Below are 20228 nucleotides of genomic sequence, written 5' to 3' on the forward strand. Positions count from 1 at the left end.
GCGGATGTTCTTGATATGTTCCTTGGACGGGCCTATCTTTCGCCCATGGACGAGATCAACCGGAAAGAGCCACGCAAGGGACGGGGCGCGCTGACGAACGCGGTCGGGCGGTTCGAGGGCTACGACCATGTCGCCATCGACGACGGCTGGGGCGGCGCCGATGAACCGGTGCTGCCGCTGGGCACGACGGTGACTGAGGACACGACCCGCACGATCGTCGCGCGCAACCGATCGCCGGACGTGCCGTTCGACCGCTCGATCAATCCGTACCGGGGCTGCGAGCACGGCTGCGTCTATTGCTTCGCCCGACCGACCCACGCCTATCTGGGCCTGTCGCCCGGCCTCGATTTCGAAAGCCGGCTATTCTACAAGCCGCGCGCGGCGGAACTGCTGGCCAAGGAATTGTCGGCGCCGTCCTATCGCTGCCAGCCCATGGCGATGGGTACCAACACCGACCCGTATCAGCCGATCGAGCGCGAGCGCCTGGTGACGCGCCACGTGCTGGAGGTGCTGCGCGATTTCAATCACCCGGTCGCGATCGTGACCAAGGGGGCACTGGTCCAACGCGACATCGACATCCTGGGACCGATGGCGGTCAAACGCCAGGCCAAGGTCGCGGTCTCGATCACCACGCTGGACCGCTCGCTGGCCCGGCGCATGGAGCCGCGGGCGGCGACGCCGGAACGGCGGCTGGAGACGATCCGCGTGCTGGCGGATGCCGGCATCCCGGTCGGCGTGATGGCCGCGCCGATGATCCCGGGCCTGAACGATCACGAGTTGGAGGCAATCCTGGAAGCCGCGAAGGCGGCGGGCGCCGACACGGCCGGCTACGTGACCCTGCGCCTGCCGCTCGAGATCAAAGACCTGTTTGCCGAATGGCTCGAGGCCCAGGTGCCGCTCCGCGCCAAACATGTGCTGACCCTGATCCGGGACATCCGCGACGGACGACTCAATTCCGCCCAGTTCGGCGAACGGATGCGCGGCAACGGCGCCTATGCCGACCTGTTGAGCCAGCGCTTCCGGCTTGCCCAGAAGCGTATCGGCCTCAATCAGGCCCGCGACCTGCAGCACCTGGATTGCACCCAATTCCGCCGGCCGGCCCGGGCGGGCGATCAGTTGAGTTTGTTTTAGGGGATAGGGGGAAGACGCCGGCGCCGATCTCGCGACAGTCACGGCAGTCCGGCTCTCCTCCTCCGTCATTCCCGCACAGGCGATCCAGCGTTACGCGCGGCAGCAGCGGAGAGAGTCTCGTCTCGCTTATATCGAAAGATAGTACATGCCCTGACGCCTGCGCGCGGATGACAGGGGTCTTGCCGGAACCGCGCTCTTTCGCCCTCAGCCCCGCTCGTACAGCGTCACCGCGGCGGCCAATTGGCGGATGTCGCGCAGGGCTTTCCAGTCGGCCGCGTGGTCGCCGGCTTCGCGGACCAGGGCCTGATAGTCGCGCCGGGCAGCACCGGGGAACAGGTCGCCGTAGCGGCGCAAGGCCGGGACCTGAAAACGTGCGGCGTCGGCGAAGATCTTGTCGAGCCAGATCTGGTCCAGGGCCGGTGCATCCGAATGGACCTCCAGGCCGCCCAGGGCGATGGCGATCTCATGGGCGGCTTCGCCCGGCGATAGCCCTTCGCGCTCCAGGCGTTCGCGGCTGATGCCGTGGATCTCCTCGGCTTCGTCCTCCCAACCGTGCCAGGTCGGCGCCGGCTTGATCAGGATGTGACCCTCGCGACCGCTGTCGAGCACGCGCCAGGCGACGGAAACCGGCCAACTGTCCGGCCCCAGGCCTGAGCTGTCGATGTTGATGATCGCCCGGCGGCTGGGCTTGCGGGCGCGAAGCCGCAGGGAACGGGCAGCGAGGCGCGGGAAGGTCCAAGTCGTCGATCGCAACGCGTTCATCTCTGTCGCCCCGGTCCGGATCTGATGGAGCGCGGACGTTAGAACAAAAAAGGAACAAAGTCTCGCGGTTTCTTGATCGGGTAGCTTCGGGCCCGGGGCGAACTCCGGACCCGAGAGCGTCCCGGCTTCAGTCGGCCTTGGGCGGTTGTCGGCCCAGGCTGCCGTCGGCCAGGCTCGACTTCAGCATCAGGCCCATGAGCGCGCCCAGCATGCCCTGGTCCTGGCCGCCGCCTTCGCCGCTCGATCCCACCTGGATCTGCGGCACCAGCTGCAGGTGGCCCCGCTCGGCCGCTTCGGCAAAGCGGGTCAGCACCATTTCGGTCAGGCGGAACTGCGCACCGCCATAGGCGTCGACCTGGGCCTTGGTGGCGCTGGCCGTCGCATCGCCGACCGCCTTGACCCGCGCGGCCTCGCCCTCGCCGTCGAGCGTCTTGCGGCGACGCTCGGCCTCCGCGGTCAGCACCGTCTCCTCGGCCGTGCGCTTGGCCAGCTCGACCTTGGCACTGCCCTGGTTCTGGGCGACCTCGATCGCGATCTTGGATGCGGTCAATGCGGCTTGCTGGGCGGCGATCGCCCGGGTTTCGTTCAGCGCCTTCTCGCCGATCGCGGCTTCCTGCTGGCTCTTGTAGGTCTCGACCTGTTCGCGCGCCACCTCGCGCTGGCGCAACTGGTCGAGGATCCGCTCGATGCTCTGGTCGCCGGCCAGCGAGCGCGGCGTACCGATCATCACCTCCTGCAGTTCCAACGAATAGCGCTCGAACTTGATCTTCATATCCTGGGTCGCGATGTCCTGGATCTCCGACCGGCGTTGCAGCAGTTGCAGCAGGGTCTGGGTCTGGCCGGAGTTCTTGAAGTATGAGCTGACCATCGGATCGAGCGTCTGCTCGACCAGCTTCTGCACGTCGCCGAAGCGCTGGATGACCTCCGGCGCCTTGGTATAGTCGATGTGGATCACGACCGAGAGCGGCAGGCCGGTTTCGAACGCGTCCCTGGTGATCAGGCTGATCTCGGCCAGGTTTTCGTCGAGCTTGTGGCCGCCAACCTCGCCCCGCACCCATTTCAGCATGAAGCTGGTCGTGGGCACGAGGATGACCTTGCCGGCGAAGGCGTTGAACGAATATTTGCCGGGCAGCAGGGGCTCCTTGCGCACGCCGCGAAATCCGTTCGCCACCAGCTGGCCATGCTTGTAGTCGGCGGTCGTCAGGTCCTCGCCGGTCGGGCCGGTATAGGAGATGACGACGCCGGCATAGCCCACCGGCACGATCGTCTTGCCGATCTGCTCGACCGTCGAGAACAGGCGGTTCAGGTAGTAGGTGCCTTCGGTCAGCACCTGCAGCTGGCGGCCGCGATAACCGCCGGCCTTCAGGAATTTCTCCGGATCCTGGAAGCCGTTGTGGAACGTCTCCGGATGCGACGAGTTGGTGCCGACCTCGGGCGCGATGATCTCGCCCGACGGCAGCGACGGGCCGTCATGGATGGTGACGATGCCGATCTGGTCCTCGACCGCACTGATCACCAGCGGGACGAAACCGTCGCGGCTCTCGATGTCCCGGCGCATTTCGTCGAGCATCCGCTGCTGGTCGCCGCCGATGCTGAGCGCATAGTCGCGCTCGGCCGTCAGCACGATGAACTGCGCCAGGTTGATGGCATGCAGCCCCTCGCGCAGGATCTTGCGCTGCAGGCCCTTCTGCCCGCCGTTGGTCAGGAACGCGCGCACATCGTGGAAATCGGCGGCGACCGCGTTCGACGCGAGCGTCTGGGTGGCGTCCAAGGTCTTGCCGTCGCAGGCATAGACATAGGCGATCGTGTTTTGCGGCACCGACACCAGGTCCGAGCGATGGATGCGATAGGTGAACGGCGACCAGAAGAAATGGACGCCGCCGCGACGGATCTCGGGTTGATAGCCGGCCTCGCCGTTGAGCGCGATGATGCCGCTCTTCAGCGAGCCCGAACTGCTCCACAGCTTCTCGACGATGCCGATGCGGCTGTTGGGGATATAGCGGACCATGCCGGAGACACGGACGAACAACAGGATCATCACAAGCAGCACGACGGGGCTGGCATAGCCCAGCAGGCTGCCGAGATCGAAGGTAGGGACCATGGGGGAGCGCGCCTCCTAAGCGCGTGAGACGTGCCAACCGCGCGCGAAAGCGCTGCGCAGGACACGCATAGGTACGTAAGCCATCCGGACGCGGTTACCCTTGCGATCTATGCATGTCAGGCTGAGCGCCGACCGGCTTTACAACCGCGAAAGGCCCGCCGTCACCGGTGGATCGCCGTGACGATCTCCGCGCCGGCACGCAGGTATCCCCGATACATACCGGACGTGTTGAACGGCAGGGCGAGTGCGCCGCTCCGGTCGAGTGCGATCAGGCCGCCCTGTCCGCCGACGCCGGGCAGCCCCTCCACGACCCGTTCGGCAGCGTCGGCCAGCGAACTGCCGCCATAGGCCATGCGCGCCGCCACGTCGTAGGCGGCGACGGCGCGGATGAATGCCTCGCCCGTCCCGGTGGTCGAAACCGCGGCCGTCGCGTCGTCGGCATAGCAGCCGGCCCCGATCACCGGCGTGTCGCCGACGCGGCCCGGGCGTTTATTGGTCATGCCGCCGGTCGAGGTCGCGGCGGCGAGCCGGCCCTGGGTGTCGAGCGCTACGGCGCCGACGGTGCCGACCCGGTCGGTGACGGATTGCCCGTCATGGTCGAGCATCACGCCGCGGCCGTCGGCCTGGACCCGGCGCAACTGGGCCAGCCGTTCCGGCGTGGTGAAATACTCCGGCGCGACGAGTTCCATGCCCTGGGCGGACAGGAAGCGTTCTGCGTCCGCGCCAGCCATCAGGACATGGCCCGAGCGTTCCATCACCAGGCGCGCACCCAGGATCGGGTTGCGGACGCGGGTGACCGCCGCCAGGGCGCCGGCGCGCCGGGTCGTGCCCTCCATGATCGCCGAGTCGAGCTCGTGGCGCGCGTCCGCGTTCAACACCGCGCCCTTGCCGGCATTGAACAGCGGGCAATCCTCCAGCGCCACGACCGCCGCGGTCACCGCATCGAGCGCCGAGCCGCCGCCGGCGAGCACAGCCGCACCCTGCTCGATCGCGTGACGCAGGCCGGCGTGATACGCCGCCGCGAGGTCGGGGGTCAACGCCGCGCGGTCGATCGTACCGGCGCCGCCATGAACGGCGAGGGTATAGGCCACCATGTTCTGTACTCTCACGCTTCGGGATCGACTTTCCACCAAGCTGTAATACACCGAGGCAGCCGTGCGCTACTGCAAGTCCGCGCAATAACGCTTGCCGGCCGGATCATTTTGCACTGCAATGGAACTGCAGGGTGGAGTATCCGTTTGCCAGGCGCGATCGCCCCCCGTCCACAGCATCATCACTGCCGCCTTCGCGCACATTCGATATCGGAAGACTGCCGAGCTGGTCTTTCGTGCGGGAGAGTGACGGATGGTGCTGCGATTTTCCGGCCGGGCTCTGTGGGTCTGCGTTTGCCTGGCGCTGATGGCCTGGTGCCCGGCAGCCCTGGCCCAGGGGGTAACGTCCGGCGGCTTCGCCGGCAACTACTACACCAACACCAGTTTCACCGGCATCCCCGCCTTCCAGCGCCGCGACAACCGGATCGATTTCGTCTGGACCGGCAGCGGCATCGGCGGCTCGACCTCGCCGGAATTCGCCGGGGTCGGGCGCCAGGCCTTTTCTGCGAGCTGGACCGCGCAGATCCTGGCCGCGACGTCGGAGACCTACAGCTTCGCGCTGACGACCCAGAGCGCCGTCGCCCTCTACATCCGCCCGAGCGGCAACTATCCCTGGACGACCGTGATCTCGGATTTTGGCGGCGGCCTCGCCACGCGCCAGGGCACGATGGCGCTGGTCGCCGGCAAGAGCTACCAGCTGCTGCTCTACTACTGGCAATACACCCCGACGGGTCGGCTGACGCTCGCCTGGGGCAGCCCTTCGATCCCGATGGCGCCGCTCGAGGCGGCGATCCCGCTCGGCGTCAACATCGCCTACACCAGCCCGAACGATCCGACCCTCATCTTCGCCGACACGGTGCGACAGGCGGCGGCATTCCAGAGAAATTCGAGCTACCTGAGCTTCAACGCGCCGGTGCCGGTCGACGCCCAGGGCTGGCCCACGACCGACGCAACCCTGCCGCTGTGGAGCGAGCCGCGCGAGCCGGAAGGCACCTACCTGCTGTCCTTCACCGGCCAGGCCCAGGTGACGGACTGGCTCGCCGTCGGCGGCTTCGCGGCGGGCGGCGTGCCCTATGGCCAGACCCTGCCGGCCGGCGTCGGCTATGACCCGTCGACCAACACCACGACCGCACAATGGATCGTGCCGGCGACGACCAGCACGACCAGCGGCGCGTTCATCGGCTTCGTGAACAGCCGGCGCACCCCGGCCTCCGCCGTCGGTTCCGGCGTCACGAATGTCCAGATCATGCGCCCGCTCGCCCGCGGCAGCAGCACGAGCCATCCGCCGGGCGAGCTGTTCACGGCCGATTTCAAGAAGCTGGTCGCGAACTTCACGGTCATTCGCTACATGGACTATCTGGCGACCTACGCCAACAACCAGCATGTCTGGTCGGACCGGGTGAAGCCGACCGACCGGACCCAATACCAGGCCCAGGCCGGCTATGGCTGGCAGGGCAAGGGCGGGGCCTGGGAATATGCCGTCGAGCTTGCGAACGAGACCGGCAAGGACATGTGGATCAACCTGCCGCTGCTGGTCGACGACGATTACGTGACCAGGCTGGCGCAACTGCTGGCCTACGGCAGCGACGGCACCAATCCCTATACGGCCCCGCAGGCCAACCCCGCCTACCCGCCGCTCAATGCCGGCCTCAAGGTCTATGTCGAATATTCCAACGAGATCTGGAATACCTATTTCCCGATGTATCACACGAACGCCGTGCTGGCGCAGCAGGCGGTCGCGGCCGGCGGCTCGCCGTTGAATTTCGACGGCACGACCAACACGGCGGTCTGGGCGCACCGCCGGGTCGCGGAACGGACCAGGGAGATCAGCGATCTGTTCCGGGCGGTCTGGGGCGGCGCCGGCATGATGACGCGCATCCGGCCGGTGCTCGAATGGCAATATGGCGATTCGCTCGGCACCGGCAGCGACGGGCTGAAATTCCTCGAATATTACTACGACAATGCCGACGGCCATGCCCATGTGGCCAGCCCGCAGCCGGTCAGCCACTATCTCTGGGGCGGCGGCGGTGCCTGGTACGCGCTGCCGACCGATACCGAGGCAACGACCATCCCCGCGATCTATGCCTCCGGCCTGGATCTGGCCCTGCCCGCCACCACCACGACGGATGCGGCCTGGACGCTCGCCTACGGGCTCCAGGAACTAGGCTACGAGGGCGGCTTCTACGTCGGCGCCAACAATGTTTCGGCCACCGACAGCGCCGCCCAGACCCAATTGCAGAGCGACGCGAATCTCGATCCGGCCGCCGCCGGGTTCGAGACCCAGAGCATCAACCTGTTCTTCCAGAAAGGCGGCAACGTCCCGCTGATCTTCACCACGAGCGGCGAGCAGTATGGCATCGCCTATCCGACGATCCATGAACAGAACACGCCGAAGATGCGCGGCATCCTGGCTGCCACCGGGACATCGCGGCCGCCGGCGACGGTCGGGATCACCGCGCTGGGCAGCCTGCCGGTCGCCTCGGCCACCGTCGCCAACGGGCCGACGCAACTGAAGGGCGTACTGGGCAACGTCGGCGATTTCGTCGGCTGGTCGCTCAATATCGCCGCCGCAGGCACCTATACCGTGACGACGGATGCCGCGGCCGTGAACCAGCAGATCCTGGTCGATGGCGCCTTGGTCGGCACCACGAGCTGGACGGGTGTCCTCAGTCGCGGGTTGCATGGTATCAGAATACGATCTGCCGCTCCGGTCGCGATTCGAGATCTCGTCGTCACGCAGTGAATAATGGATCGCAGGCTGATCCCGCTCCATCTTAATCTAATAGATAAAATTCTATTAAAATTCGCGACATAATTTCTCGCGGCAGGTATTTGTGCATTCAACGACCTGCAAAGATTGAACGGATGCAGATTTCGCTTTATTAAGGTCGTGTCTCTTTTGAGGCAACGACGGCATGGCAATACGCGCCGCGCGCGGTCCAAGAACATGATCGGTCCCACCGGACCCCTTCTTTGGATACGAGGCCGGGCGGATGGTTTCCGGACATACCACTTGGCGTGCCGTGTCGGCTGCGGTGCTGTTCCTGTTGACGGTTTTCGCCGGTCCCGGTGCCAGGGCACAGGGTGTCGCCGCCGGCGGCTTTCTCGGCAATTATTATGCAAACCTCAATCTTACCGGAGTCCCGGCATTTCAGCGCCGCGACGCACGGCTCGATTTCGCATGGACCGGGCAGGGCGTGGGTGGCTCGACCGCGCCGGGTTTCGTCGGCACCGGCACCGCCGGCTTTTCCGCGAGCTGGACCGGATCGCTGATTCCGGCGACGAGCGAGACCTACACCTTCTCGATCGGCACCACCGGTGCGATCGCGGTCTATATCCGCCCGACCCACACCACCAGCTGGAAGACCTTGATCGCCGATTGGGGCGGGGGCGCCCGCACGCGACAGGCGTCGGACGCCTTGATCGCCGGTCAATCCTACGACCTGCTGATCTATTATTGGCAATATACCCCGACCGGCGCGCTGCAATTGTCGTGGGGCAGCCCGACCTTGCCGCTGCAGGTCGTCGATGCCGCCGTGCCGCTGGGGATCGACCTCGCCTATGTCAGTCCGAACGATCCGGCGCTGATCTTCGCCGATGCCGCCAGGCAGGCACTGCCGTTCCAGCGCAATCAGAATTACATGGCCCTCACCCTGCCGGCGCCCGTCGCCGCGGACGGCTGGCCCGCGACCGATGCGACCCTGCCGCTGTGGACCGAGGCGCGCGAGCCGGAGGGCACCTACCAGGTAAGCTTCGACGGTTTGGCACAGGTGGTAGATTGGCAGGGTGTCGGCCATTTCTCGGTCGGCGGCACCGCCTATGGCACGGTCCTGCCGGCTGGCGTCGGCTATGATCCGGCCAGCAACAGGACCAGTGCGCAATGGACCATCCTGGCGCCGGCGGCGACCGGCGGGGCCTATCTGGGCTTCGTCTCCAGCCAGCGCTCGCCCGCCGCCGCCGTCGGTTCCGGCATCGCCAACCTCCATGTCATGCGCCCGAGCGCGCGCGGCTCGGCCGCCAGCCATCCGGACGGCAGCCTGTTCACCGCCGACCTGAAGCGGCTCGTCGCCGGCTTCACGGTGATCCGTCTGATGGACTATCTCGCGACCGATGCCAACAACCAGCGCCATTGGGCCGACCGGGTGACGCCGCTCGTCGCCAGCCAGTATCAGACCCAGCCCGGCTATGGCTGGCAGGGCAAGGGTGCCGCCTGGGAATATGGCATCGAGCTGGCAAACGAGACCGGCAAGGACCTGTGGATCAACGTTCCCCTTCAGGTCGACGACGACTACGTGACGCGGCTTGCCCAACTGCTGCGCTACGGCGGCGATGGGACCAATCCGTACGCGTCGGCCCAGGCGGCGCCTGTCTTCCCGCCGCTCAACGCCAACCTCAGGGTCTATGTCGAATATTCGAACGAGCTCTGGAACAGCGCCTTCATCATGAACCAGCAGAACGTGACGCTGGCCCTGTCCGCGGTCGCCGCCGGTGGTTCGCCGCTCAACTACGATGGCGCCACCGACTCTCGCGTGCTGGGGCAACGTCGGGCCGCGGAACGGACCAAGGAGATCAGCGACCTGTTCCGTACCGTCTGGGGCGATGCCGGGATGATGACGCGCATCCGACCGGTGCTCGAATGGCAATATGGCAACGCCCAGGCCGGCGCCCAGAATGCCCTGGGCTTTCTCGAAGCCTATTGGGACAACGCCGACGGACGGCAGCATGTCGCGACACCCTATCCGGTCAGCCGCTTCCTCTGGGGTGGCGGCGGTGCCTGGTACGCGACGCTCAACGACACGAGCCAGCCGACGGTCGGCGGCATGTTCGGCTCGGGCATCGCGCTGGACCTGCCGGCGACGACCCGGATGGACGGCGATTGGGCGCGCAGCTTCGGCCTGCACGAGACCGGCTACGAGGGCGGCTTCTTCGTCGGCGAAAGCAACCTGTCGTCACCGGCACAGAACGCGCTCCAGGACGCGGCCAACATCGACCCGGCCGCGGCGGCGGCCGAGACCCAGAGCATCAATCTGTTCTTCCAGTACGGCGGCGAATTGCCCATGGTCTTCACGACCAGCAGCGAGACCTACGGCATGATCTACCCGACCGTGCACGAACAGGCCCTGCCCAAGCTCGCGGGCATCGCGGCCGCGACCAGCCGCATCCGGCCGCTGCCATCGGTCGGGCTCGCCGTGCCGGCGACGCTCAACGTCGTCGACGCCGCCATTTCCGACGGGACTCTGCCTTCATTGGGGCTGTTGACGGCGACGGGCGACTATGTCGGCTGGACCGTCAACCTGGCGGCCGCCGGCAGCTATTCGATCCGGACCGACGCCATCGCCCCTGGCAGTCAGCAGATCCTGGTGGATGGCGCGCTGGTCGGCGCGGACGGATGGAGCGGGGCCCTGTCGGCCGGTCTCCACGCCATCAGGATCCGCAACGGCGGCTCGGGCGTCCTGCTGCAGAACCTGCTGGTGACCCAGCCCTAGGCCTCAGCCCTGGGTACGGCCGCTGCGGTTGCGACGCGCCGGGACCGGTGCGAAGCCGCGGAACAACCCGCCGCTGGGCATCACTTCGTCCAGGTAGCGGCGGCTGCGCTCGCGCTCGGTCATCATGACGCCACCCAGCCGTTCGGCCACGAAGGCGCCGAGCCAGGAGACGATCACGAAGCTCGCGATCAATGACAGAATAATGACGGGTGCCACCGAGAAATCTGGAAATACCGTATGCGACAAGACAGCGGAACCGGCTGTGATGAGCAGTACGATGAAAATCTCGGCAAGGCGCTGGAGCGGCGTCTTGTAGACGGCTATTCGGTCCGACATGCGGCTCTTGCCCCCTCCTTCAGGGGCGGGTCGTCCGGAAAAGCTCCGGATCATCGACCAAGGTAGCAATTTCTTGGCCTGTTCGCAACCCAGGACGGCGCAGACCAGCCGCGTTGCCGCCTCGGCGACCGGATCCCGCCACCCGCGATAGGCGCGCTGCCGGCCATATCTAGCGGCCGGCGCTTGCAACACCCGCCATATCTCGACAAGATCGGGCGATCTGATCGCGGGGGCGCTCCAGGGGAACATGCCGGATCTCAGTTGGGAAATACGCCTTGGCGGCATCGTCGCCGGGGTTGACGAGGTCGGGCGCGGTCCGTTGGCGGGGCCGGTCGTGGCGGCGGCGGTCATCCTCGATCCGGCGAACCTGCCGCGCGAACTGGATGGTCTCGACGATTCGAAGGTTCTGTCGGCCGAGGCGCGGGCGCATTACGTGAGCGTGCTGCGGCGCGTGGCGATCATCGGCATCGGTGCTGCCAGCGTCGACGAGATCGACCGGATCAACATCCTGCAGGCCTCGATGCTGGCGATGGCCCGCGCGGTCGCCCGGCTGTCGCGCGGGCCAGACGTGGCGCTGATCGACGGCAATCGCGCGCCGAAGCTCTCGTGCCGGGCCGTGACCCTGGTCAAAGGCGACACGCTGTCGCTCTCGATCGCCGCCGCCTCGGTCGTTGCCAAGGAGACGCGCGACCGGGCGATGGTGCAACTCCATGCGCGCTATCCCGGCTATGGCTGGGCCAGCAATGTCGGCTATCCGACCGCGGCCCATCGGGCGGCCCTGGGCGTGATCGGCCTGACCCGCCACCACCGCCGCAGCTTCGGTCCGGTGCGCGCCCTGCTGGGATTGGCGGCCGACGAGGACATCGCCGCCCTTGACGCAGCGGAGTAGCGGTGCAGGCGGTCCTCGGTGCCGCATTTCCGGTCTTCGCGCTGATTCTGGCCGGCGCCCTGGCCGGCCGGTTCGACGTGCTCGACGGCCCGGTCACCGGCGCGCTCAACCGGTTCGTCATCAGCCTGGCTTTGCCGGCCCTGCTGTTCGACGTCACCGCGCACGCGCCCTTGAGCCAGGTGCTGGATTGGGGGTTCGTCGCGGCCTTCGGTGGCGGCATCCTCGGCACGCTTCTGCTGATGGTGCCGACGTTTCGCCGCCAGAGCCTGACGATCGCGGCGCTGCGCGGACTGAATGCGACCTACGCCAACGTCGGCTTCATGGGCATTCCGCTCTGTGCCATGGCGTTCGGGCCGGCCAGCCTCGGTCCCGTGGTGATCGCCGTCATCATCACCGCCTCGGTCCAGTTCGCCGGTGTCGTGGCCCTGATCGAGATCGACCGCCATGCCGGATCGGGCGCCGGCGTGGCGCGGCTGGTCGCGTCACGACTGGCGCGCAATCCGCTGCTGATCGCCCCGCTGGCAGGCCTGCTGGTCGACGGCATCGGCCTCGCGATCCCGAGCCCGATCGGCGCCTTCATCAAGCTGCTGGGGCAGGCGGCCAGCCCATGCGCGCTGGTCGCGACCGGCCTGTTCATCGCCGCCCATCGCGCCGACTTCCGCTCGCGCACCGTCGTGTCGCTGGTGACGCTCAAGCTGCTGGTGCAGCCGGCGGTCGCCTGGCTCATTGCCGCGCCGTTGCTACACCTGGCGCCGCTGCCGACGGCGATCGCGGTGCTGCTGAGCGCGCTGCCGACCGGGACCGGCCCGTTCATCCTGGCCGAGGCCTACGACACCGACCGGGGGCCGGCGGCCGCGACCATCCTGCTGACGACGGTGTTGTCGGTGCTGACCGTCTCGGCCCTGCTCGCGGTGCTGAGCCCCGTCTGAGCCTCAATCGGTATCGGCGAGCCGGTCCATCAGCCGGATCGCAAGCATCATCAGGTCGCGCTCGACCGGCGTCAGCCGAGCCCGCAACGCTTCCGCGAGCCAGGTCTCCTGGCGGCCGACGGCGGTGCGCAGCCGGTCGACTCCGGCCGGCGTGATCTCGATCCGCACGCGCCGCCGGTCGGCCTCGTCGGTCCGGCGGGTGATCAGATGCTGGTCCTCCAGCGCCGCCAGCACGCGGGTCAGGGATTGCGGCTGCAGCCGTTCATGGGCCGCCAGATCGACCGCATGCATCGGCCCGTTGCGATACAGGCAGGCGAGCGCGCCATAGCGCGACGGCCCCAGCCCGATCTCGCCGCGTTCGGCGCGCAAACGCCGCTGCAACCGCGCCAGGCTGGCGCGCAAGCGCCGGGCATCCGTGGCGTCGCTCTCTCGATCATCCGTCATTTCGATACGCTATACGTATGGAAGATAATTTTGAATCTCCAAGATTCAATTTGACTCGTCCGACGACTCTTTTGCATATCGATACGCATTGCTTCCTAAAACGAGGGCGTACCATGACGCGATTGTTCGGAGAGGGCGTGACGGCCGCCGTGCGGCGCGACCCGGTGCTCTGGGCCGTGACCCTGCTCGTGGCCCTGGTCCATCTCGGTTTCGCCGGCCGCTACGACGTGTTCCGCAACGAGCTGTATTTCATCATCTGCGGACGCCATCCGGCGTTCGGCTATGTCGACCAGCCGCCGCTCATCCCGCTGCTGGCGGCGGCGACGCAGCTGTTCGGCGAGAGCGTCTGGCTGCTGCGCCTTCCCGCCGCTCTGGCGGCAGTGGCTTTGGTGCCGTTGACCGCGGCGATGGCCCGGGCGCTCGGCGGCACCCGTACGGCCGCCTGGATCGCGGGATTGGCCGCCGGCCTGTCGCCTATGCTGGCGGCGCTCACGACGGTGCTGACGACCGCGAGCCTGGAGCCGCTCGCCTGGACGGGGCTGACCTACTGCGTGCTGCGGGCCGTGCAGGGCGGCGACCGACGGTTCCTCTATGGCGCGGGCCTGGTCGCCGGTCTGGCGATGGCGGCGAAATACGGGGCGGCGATCTGGATCATCGTGCTTGGCATCGGGCTGATCGCGACGCCGGCGCGCCGGTTGTTCCGCCAGCCGGGGCTCTGGGGCGCTGGCCTGCTCGCCGTCGCGATCGGCGCACCCAGCCTTGTTTGGCAGGCGCTCAACGGCTGGCCGTTCTTCGACGTCATCCGGCCCGCGGTCGGCGGTACGAACTTCACCGGCTCGCCCGTGCATTTCATGATCGGCCAGGCGTTCGAACAGAACATCCTGCTGGCGCCGCTCTGGTTGGCCGGCATCGCGGCGCCGTTCTGGTTGCCCCGGCTGAAGTCCGCGCGCTTCGTTGCCATCGCCTATGTCGTAGCCGCCGCCATCGTGATCGGCGCCCATGGCAAAAACTATTATCTCGCCGGCGCCTACCCGAGCCTGTTCGCGGTCGGCGCCGTCGCCGCCGAACCGATCGCCCGGATGCTGCGCCTCGGCTGGATGGCGATGGCCTGCGCCCTGACCGTCCCGCTGGCGCCGGTGGTGTTCCCGATCCTCGATCCGCCGGTGTTGGCGCGCTATTTGGCCGCGACCCATCTGGCGCCGCCGCCGGAGGAGGCTGCCGCCGTCGGCGCCCCGCTGACCCAGCTCTTCTCCGACCAGCTCGGCTGGCGGACGCTGGAGCAACAGGTGGCCGCGGTCTATCGCGCGCTGCCCGAGGACGAACGTGCCCATACCGCGCTCGTCGCCGCCGATTATGGCGAGGCCGCGGCCTTGGATTTCTACGGAATGGCCGATGGGCTGCCGCCGGCGCTCAGCGGGCAGAACTAATATTTCCTATGGGGGACCCACGGCTTCGATCGCGACACCGTGATCATGGTCAACGGCGATCCTGCGCGCTGGAGCCGTCTGTGCCGATCGGTGGAAATCGCCGGCAGGATCGGCGCGCCCTATGTCATGCCCTACGAGAACGACCGCCCGATCATCCTATGCCGCGGCCTGCGCCGCCCGCTGAGCGAGGTTTGGCCGGCGTTCAAGAGGTACCGGTAGCGGCGGTTGCCCACGGGGGATACCAGTGTCTCCTCACTCCACCGTGTCGGCGAAGGTCTTGCGCAACTCCCGTTTCAGCAGCTTGCCGGCCGTATTGCGCGGCAGGGTGTCGGCGAAGAACACGCGTTTCGGCAGTTTGAAGGGCGCCAGGGTCGCGCGCGCATGGGCGATCAGGTCGGCCTCTGTCGCCTGATGGTCGCGGCGCAGGACGACGACGGCCGTGACCGCCTCGACCCATTTCTGGTCGGGAAGCGCGATGACCGCGACCTCCGAGACGGCGGGATGGGTGAATAACGCTTCTTCGACCTCGCGCGAGGCGACCAGGATGCCGCCGGTCTTGATCACGTCCTTGATGCGGTCGACGATGGTGATATAGCCGGCCTCGTCCATCACGCCGACATCGCCGGAATGGAACCAGCCGCCTTCGAACGCCTCCGTCGTCTCCTGCGGCTTGTCCCAATAGCCCACCAGCAGCTGCGGCGAGCGATGGACGATCTCGCCTTGGGTGCCGGGCGGGCAATCGCGCATTTCGCCGTCGACCACACGGGTCTCGACGTTCAGCACAGGCCGGCCGGCCGACGCCGGACGCTCGGCATGTTCCTCGGGCCGCAGCACGGTCGCCAGCGGCGCGATCTCGCTCTGGCCATAGCAATTGTAGGGGCCGGCCCCGGGCAGACGGGCGCGCAGTTCTTCCAGCACCGGGACCGGCATGATCGAGGCCCCGTAATAGACGTGGCGCAGGGATGTCAGGTCGCGCCGGTCGAAATCCTCGTGGCGCAGCAGGCTGATCCAGACGGTCGGCGGCGCGAAGAACGACGTGATGCCATGCTCCTCGATCAGGCGCAGCACGGTTGTGGGTTCCGGGCTCTGCAGCAGGATGGTCGAGGCGCCGACCAGCAGCTGGGGCATCGTGAAGCAATGCATCTGCGCCGAATGATAGAGCGGCAGGGCGGCCAGCGCCTTGTCCCGCGCCCCGAAATCGAGCTCGTGGATGCAGCTCTCGTACTCGGCCAGGATCGCCCGGTGGGTCAGCATGGCGCCCTTGGGCGCCGCCGTCGTGCCGGAGGTATAGAGGATCTGCGCCAGATCCGTGTCGGCCAGCTCCCGCTCGATCTGGGTCGGCAGGCTGTCGTCCAGGGCCACTGCGAGGATATCAAAGCCGCTGCCCTGGTCGAAATGACCGAACAGCAGGCCCGCCGGCAGGTCGGCGAGGTTGCCGTCGAGCATGGGGTCGGTCAGCACCAGCCGGGCGCCGGACTGGCCGACGATGTAGCCGAGCTCCGCCGCGGTCAGCGCGTAATTGACCGGCACATGGACGAGCCCGGCACGCACGATACCCAGCCACGCGATCAGATAGGCGTCGGAATTGCGGCCATAGGCGGCGACGCGGTCGCCCGTGTCGAGGCCCAGGTCGATCAAGCGGCGCGCCACCCGGTCGGCGGCGCGGTCGAGCGCCCGATAGCTCCAGCGCCGGTCGCCGTAGCGGAGCGCCTCCTGGTCGCGAAAGCGCGCGGCGGCCCGGCGCAGGCCGTCGCCGATGGTGTTGCGGCGGGCGCGCGCTCCCGATGATCCGGCGGCTTCATTCATCCTGCTTCCTCCCAGAGGTCCGGCCGCTCTCTCGTGGCCGCCATGACCGGTCCGGAGAACTATGCCCCGAGCGGCACCGGCGTGACTATGGCTTCAAAGACTCACCCTGGATCTTTCGAATCTCCGCGGAATCGTTGGGCATTGACGGCCGACTCCCGGTGATTCAGGGTGCGCCGCATGTCCCGCATCCAAACCCTCGACATCGATTCCGTGCTGGTCGGCGACTCGACCGCGCTCATGCGCGCGATGCCGGCCAATTCCGTCGATCTCGTCTTCGCCGATCCGCCCTACAACCTGCAGCTCAACAGCGACCTGCGGCGCCCGAATAATTCGGTGGTCGATGGCGTCGACGACGCGTGGGACAAGTTCGACGATTTCGCGACCTACGATCGCTTCACCCGCGACTGGATCGCGGCGGCGAAGCGGATCCTGAAGCCGACCGGCAGTTTCTGGGTCATCGGCTCGTACCACAACATCTACCGGGTCGGCTCGATCGTGCAGGACCTGGGCCTGTGGATCCTCAACGACATCGTTTGGCGCAAGACCAATCCGATGCCGAATTTCCGCGGCAAGCGCTTCACCAACGCGCATGAGACCATGCTGTGGTGCGCCAAGGACAAGGACGCGCGCTACACGTTCAACTACGAGACCATGAAGGGTCTGAACGAGGACCTTCAGATGCGCAGCGACTGGCTGATCCCGTTGTGCAGCGGTCCGGAACGCCTGAAGCTCGACGGCCGAAAGGCCCATCCGACCCAGAAGCCCGAGGCGTTGCTGCATCGCGTGCTGCTCGCGTCGACCCGGCCGGGCGACGTCGTGGTCGATCCGTTCTTCGGCACCGGCACGACGGGGGCCGTCGCCAAGAAACTGGGCCGCCGCTTCATCGGGCTGGAGCGCGACGAGACCTACGCCAAACTGGCGCGCGAACGCATCGCCGCGGTCGTGCCGGTGCCGCCGGAAGACCTGACGATCCATTCCAAGCGCAGCGAGCCCCGGGTGCCGTTCGGCACGCTGGTCGAGCGCGGCATGATCCCGGCCGGCGCGGTGCTGTTCGACCAGACCCGGCGCTGGGCCGCGCGCGTGCGGCCGGACGGCACGGTGATCTCGGCCGACGCCAAGGGATCGATCCACCAGGTCGGCGCCCAGGTCCAGGGCGCGCCGTCCTGCAACGGCTGGACCTTCTGGTACTACGAACAGGCCGGCCAGTTGATGCCGATCGACCTGCTGCGCCAGCAGATCCGGGCCGAGAACCCGAACTAAGGGCTGGCGGCGGCGCCAGGGGCTCGAACGGGATGAGGCGGGCTCGCCGATTGGGCGCGAAGCTTCTGCGACCCGAAGCATCCGACGCTTCCCTCCGCCGTGCGAAACGATAAACTCGGGTGCGGCGCAATATTTCCGGACAGCGAGAGAGAACCCATGCCAGATGATTCGGCGGTCGGGCGTTTCGGCAGCGGACGCGATGTCAAGCGGATCGAGGACGCGGCGTTGCTCGCCGGCGCCGGCCGTTTCGCCGACGATGTCTCCGGTTCCGCGCCGAGCTATCTCGTCTTCCTGCGCTCGCCGCATGCCCATGCCCGGATCGTGTCGATCGATACGGCCGAGGCCCTGGCGATGCCCGGCGTGATCGCGGTGCTGACCGGTGCCGATCTGGTGGCGGCCGGCGTGAAGCCACTGCCGCTGGGTCCCATGTACAAGGGTCCGGACGGCTCGCCCGGCACCACGCCGCGGCGCAGGGGCCTTGCCCATGAGACCGTCCGGTTCGTGGGCGAGGCGGTGGCAGCCGTGTTGGCCGGGACGCGCGAACAGGCGAAGGACGCGGTCGAGGCGGTGGCCGTCGATTACGAGGAACTGCCGGTCGTGACCGAGCTGTCCCAGGCGACCGCCGAGGGCGCGCCGCAGCTTTGGCCCGAGGCACGCCGGAACATCGCCGCCCAGATGATCCATGGCGACGCCGCCGCGACCGATGCCGCGTTCGCGCGCGCCGCCCATGTGGTGGCGCTCGACATCGTCAACCAGCGCCTGGCGCCGACGCCGCTCGAGCCGCGCAGTTCGCTCGGCGAATATGATGCCGCGACGGACCGGCTGACCCTGCGGCTGTCGACCCAGATGCCGTCGGGGGCGCGCGACACGCTGTGCAACGCGGTGCTCGGCATTCCGACCGACAAGGTGCGCGTGGTGGTCGATGATGTCGGCGGCGGCTTCGGCATGAAGACCGGCCTCTATGCCGAGGATATCGTCGTGGCATACCTGTCGCGGCACCTGAAGCGGACGGTCAAATGGACGGCCGAGCGGATCGAGGAATTCCTGGCGGCGACCCATGGCCGCGACGTGGAGAGCCATGCCGAGCTCGCGCTCGATGCGGACGGCAAGGTCTTGGGCTATCGCGTCCGTTCGCTCTGCAACATGGGTGGCTATGCCGGCTCGTCCGGCGTCATCCAGCTGATCATCGGCCCCTGGGTTACGACCAGCATCTATGACATCCGGACGATCCATCTCGACCTGAACGCGGTCCTGACCAATACGGCGCCGACCGCGGCCTATCGCGGCGCCGGGCGGCCGGAGGCGATCTATCTGATCGAACGCCTGTTCGACGTCGCGGCCCGCAAGCTGAGCCTCGATCCGGCCGAGATCCGGCGCCGCAACCTCGTCGACCCGTCGCAGATGCCCTACACCAACGCCATGGGCCAGACCTACGACAGCGGCAAGTTCGGCTCGATTCTCGAGCAGGGGCTCGACCTCGCGAAATGGTCGGACTTTCCCGCGCGCGAGGCGCAGTCGCGCGCCGCCGGCAAGCTGCGCGGCCGCGGCCTCGCCTCGTTCCTCGAATGGACCGGCGGCAATGTGTTCGAGGAACGGGTTACCGTCGCTGTGTCCGGCGACGGCACGATCGAGGTCTATGCCTCGACCATGCCGATGGGCCAGGGCATCGCCACTTCCTATGCTCAGCTGGTGGTCGACGTGTTCGGCGTGCCGATCGAGCAGGTCCGCATCGTCATGGGCGATACCGACCGCGGGTCAGGCTTCGGCAGCGCCGGTTCGCGCTCGCTGTTCACGGCGGGCTCCGCGATCAACCATGCCTCGGAACGGGCGGTGGCAACGGGCCGGGATCTCGCCGGCGACGCGCTCGAAGCGGCGGCGGTCGATATCGAATATGTCGAGGGCGTGTTCCAGGTTGCCGGCACCGATCGCCGGATCGGCCTGTTCGAGCTGGCGGCGCGGCAGCCCGACCGCCGCATCTTCATCGACGCGACCAGCAAAGTGAACGGCCCGAGCTGGCCGAACGGCTGTCATATCGCCGAAGTCGAGGTCGATCCGGACACGGGCGTCGTCCAGATCGTCTCCTACGTGTCGGCCAACGACGTGGGTCGCGCCGTCAACCCCATGATCGTGCTTGGGCAGCTCGACGGTGGGGCGGTGCAGGGCATCGGCCAGGCCCTGGGCGAGCACATGCGCTACGATCCCGATTCCGGCCAGGCGATCACCGCGAGCTTCATGGATTATGCGATGCCGCGGGCCGACATCGTGCACGGCTTCGTGCATGTGCTGGATCAATCGACGCCGTGCCTGAATAATCCGCTGGGCGTCAAAGGCGTGGGCGAGCTGGGCACGATCGGCGCGACGCCGGCGGTGGTCAACGCGGTGGCGGACGCCCTGATCCGTGCCGGCCGCGCCGATGAAGCCGACCGGCTGCAGATGCCCTTGACCCCGCTCAAGGTCTGGCAGGCGCTGGCCGGGTAGGCGGCTTTCGTTCACAGCGGCGAGAACGGCCACGATAGAGTCCTGGGTTTCCTGCGGGGGTGACGGTCTCGTCTTCTGGGGCACCGAC

Annotated in this window: 15 protein-coding genes; 9 read left to right on the forward strand and 6 right to left on the reverse strand. The window is 67.5% G+C overall.

Annotated features, from left to right (window positions below; genetic code table 11):
• Positions 1-15 precede the first annotated feature (15 nt).
• Positions 16-1131 (forward strand): PA0069 family radical SAM protein, encoded by a 1116-nt coding sequence (locus VGV37_RS04715; protein ID WP_326878469.1) that lies wholly within the window; start codon positions 16-18, stop codon positions 1129-1131.
• 204 nt (positions 1132-1335) lie between these two features.
• Here the strand turns inward: VGV37_RS04715 and VGV37_RS04720 are convergent, their stop codons facing one another.
• The 3 genes from VGV37_RS04720 to VGV37_RS04730 form a co-directional block, all read right to left on the reverse strand.
• Positions 1336-1893: a hypothetical protein gene (locus VGV37_RS04720; RefSeq protein WP_326878470.1), complete on the reverse strand. Its 558-nt coding sequence runs from the start codon at positions 1891-1893 to the stop codon at positions 1336-1338.
• A 127-nt stretch (positions 1894-2020) separates the two neighbouring features.
• The gene (locus VGV37_RS04725) at positions 2021-3994 is read right to left on the reverse strand and encodes an SPFH domain-containing protein (protein WP_326878471.1); all 1974 of its coding nucleotides are present in this window, start codon (positions 3992-3994) and stop codon (positions 2021-2023) included.
• A gap of 161 nt (positions 3995-4155) precedes the next feature.
• Entirely contained in the window at positions 4156-5088 is a 933-nt protein-coding gene (locus VGV37_RS04730) for an isoaspartyl peptidase/L-asparaginase (protein ID WP_326878472.1), read from the reverse strand.
• Positions 5089-5338: 250 nt separating this feature from the next.
• Between VGV37_RS04730 and VGV37_RS04735 the strand changes: the two genes are divergently transcribed.
• Both VGV37_RS04735 and VGV37_RS04740 read left to right on the forward strand, forming a co-directional pair.
• A complete protein-coding gene (locus VGV37_RS04735) occupies positions 5339-7828 on the forward strand; it encodes a PA14 domain-containing protein (RefSeq protein ID WP_326878473.1) in 2490 nt (829 codons plus the stop codon).
• 250 nt (positions 7829-8078) lie between these two features.
• Positions 8079-10571: a PA14 domain-containing protein gene (locus tag VGV37_RS04740; protein WP_326878474.1), complete on the forward strand. Its 2493-nt coding sequence runs from the start codon at positions 8079-8081 to the stop codon at positions 10569-10571.
• A gap of 3 nt (positions 10572-10574) precedes the next feature.
• Here the strand turns inward: VGV37_RS04740 and VGV37_RS04745 are convergent, their stop codons facing one another.
• The gene (locus tag VGV37_RS04745; protein WP_326878475.1) at positions 10575-11156 is read right to left on the reverse strand and encodes a hypothetical protein; all 582 of its coding nucleotides are present in this window, start codon (positions 11154-11156) and stop codon (positions 10575-10577) included.
• On the opposite strand from VGV37_RS04745, the gene VGV37_RS04750 reads away from it, so the two are divergent.
• Both VGV37_RS04750 and VGV37_RS04755 read left to right on the forward strand, forming a co-directional pair.
• Complete coding sequence (locus VGV37_RS04750; RefSeq protein WP_326878476.1) at positions 11155-11796, forward strand: ribonuclease HII; 642 nt, start codon at positions 11155-11157, stop codon at positions 11794-11796. The genes VGV37_RS04745 and VGV37_RS04750 overlap by 2 nt on opposite strands.
• A gap of 2 nt (positions 11797-11798) precedes the next feature.
• The gene (locus tag VGV37_RS04755) at positions 11799-12725 is read left to right on the forward strand and encodes an AEC family transporter (RefSeq protein WP_326878477.1); all 927 of its coding nucleotides are present in this window, start codon (positions 11799-11801) and stop codon (positions 12723-12725) included.
• A gap of 3 nt (positions 12726-12728) precedes the next feature.
• Here the strand turns inward: VGV37_RS04755 and VGV37_RS04760 are convergent, their stop codons facing one another.
• A complete protein-coding gene (locus VGV37_RS04760; RefSeq protein ID WP_326878478.1) occupies positions 12729-13169 on the reverse strand; it encodes a MarR family winged helix-turn-helix transcriptional regulator in 441 nt (146 codons plus the stop codon).
• Positions 13170-13282: 113 nt separating this feature from the next.
• Between VGV37_RS04760 and VGV37_RS04765 the strand changes: the two genes are divergently transcribed.
• Both VGV37_RS04765 and VGV37_RS04770 read left to right on the forward strand, forming a co-directional pair.
• Positions 13283-14596: a glycosyltransferase family 39 protein gene (locus VGV37_RS04765; RefSeq protein ID WP_326878479.1), complete on the forward strand. Its 1314-nt coding sequence runs from the start codon at positions 13283-13285 to the stop codon at positions 14594-14596.
• 39 nt (positions 14597-14635) lie between these two features.
• Positions 14636-14815 carry a hypothetical protein gene (locus VGV37_RS04770; RefSeq protein ID WP_326878481.1) on the forward strand — a complete coding sequence of 60 codons (180 nt, stop codon included), beginning with the start codon at positions 14636-14638 and terminating at the stop codon, positions 14813-14815.
• 33 nt (positions 14816-14848) lie between these two features.
• Here VGV37_RS04770 and VGV37_RS04775 read toward each other — a convergent pair whose 3' ends face one another.
• On the reverse strand, positions 14849-16402 hold the full coding sequence (locus tag VGV37_RS04775) for an acyl-CoA synthetase (protein WP_326878482.1): 1554 nt from the start codon (positions 16400-16402) through the stop codon (positions 14849-14851).
• Between the two features lie 177 nt (positions 16403-16579).
• Here VGV37_RS04775 and VGV37_RS04780 point away from each other — a divergent pair, with 177 nt between their 5' ends.
• Both VGV37_RS04780 and VGV37_RS04785 read left to right on the forward strand, forming a co-directional pair.
• Positions 16580-17662: a site-specific DNA-methyltransferase gene (locus VGV37_RS04780; RefSeq protein ID WP_326878483.1), complete on the forward strand. Its 1083-nt coding sequence runs from the start codon at positions 16580-16582 to the stop codon at positions 17660-17662.
• A 156-nt stretch (positions 17663-17818) separates the two neighbouring features.
• Positions 17819-20140: a xanthine dehydrogenase family protein molybdopterin-binding subunit gene (locus VGV37_RS04785; RefSeq protein WP_326878484.1), complete on the forward strand. Its 2322-nt coding sequence runs from the start codon at positions 17819-17821 to the stop codon at positions 20138-20140.
• Positions 20141-20228 lie beyond the last annotated feature (88 nt).

The sequence above is a fragment of the Aliidongia sp. genome, from assembly GCF_035943795.1.
Taxonomy (GTDB): domain Bacteria; phylum Pseudomonadota; class Alphaproteobacteria; order ATCC43930; family CGMCC-115725; genus Aliidongia.

Coding starts and splice junctions, on each gene's coding strand:
- VGV37_RS04715 (WP_326878469.1), top strand. CDS start 16: ATGTTCCTTGGACGGGCCTATCTTTCGCCCATGGACGAGATCAACCGG.
- VGV37_RS04720 (WP_326878470.1), bottom strand. CDS start 1,893: ATGAACGCGTTGCGATCGACGACTTGGACCTTCCCGCGCCTCGCTGCC.
- VGV37_RS04725 (WP_326878471.1), bottom strand. CDS start 3,994: ATGGTCCCTACCTTCGATCTCGGCAGCCTGCTGGGCTATGCCAGCCCC.
- VGV37_RS04730 (WP_326878472.1), bottom strand. CDS start 5,088: ATGGTGGCCTATACCCTCGCCGTTCATGGCGGCGCCGGTACGATCGAC.
- VGV37_RS04735 (WP_326878473.1), top strand. CDS start 5,339: ATGGTGCTGCGATTTTCCGGCCGGGCTCTGTGGGTCTGCGTTTGCCTG.
- VGV37_RS04740 (WP_326878474.1), top strand. CDS start 8,079: ATGGTTTCCGGACATACCACTTGGCGTGCCGTGTCGGCTGCGGTGCTG.
- VGV37_RS04750 (WP_326878476.1), top strand. CDS start 11,155: ATGCCGGATCTCAGTTGGGAAATACGCCTTGGCGGCATCGTCGCCGGG.
- VGV37_RS04745 (WP_326878475.1), bottom strand. CDS start 11,156: ATGTTCCCCTGGAGCGCCCCCGCGATCAGATCGCCCGATCTTGTCGAG.
- VGV37_RS04760 (WP_326878478.1), bottom strand. CDS start 13,169: ATGACGGATGATCGAGAGAGCGACGCCACGGATGCCCGGCGCTTGCGC.
- VGV37_RS04765 (WP_326878479.1), top strand. CDS start 13,283: ATGACGCGATTGTTCGGAGAGGGCGTGACGGCCGCCGTGCGGCGCGAC.
- VGV37_RS04775 (WP_326878482.1), bottom strand. CDS start 16,402: ATGAATGAAGCCGCCGGATCATCGGGAGCGCGCGCCCGCCGCAACACC.
- VGV37_RS04780 (WP_326878483.1), top strand. CDS start 16,580: ATGTCCCGCATCCAAACCCTCGACATCGATTCCGTGCTGGTCGGCGAC.
- VGV37_RS04785 (WP_326878484.1), top strand. CDS start 17,819: ATGCCAGATGATTCGGCGGTCGGGCGTTTCGGCAGCGGACGCGATGTC.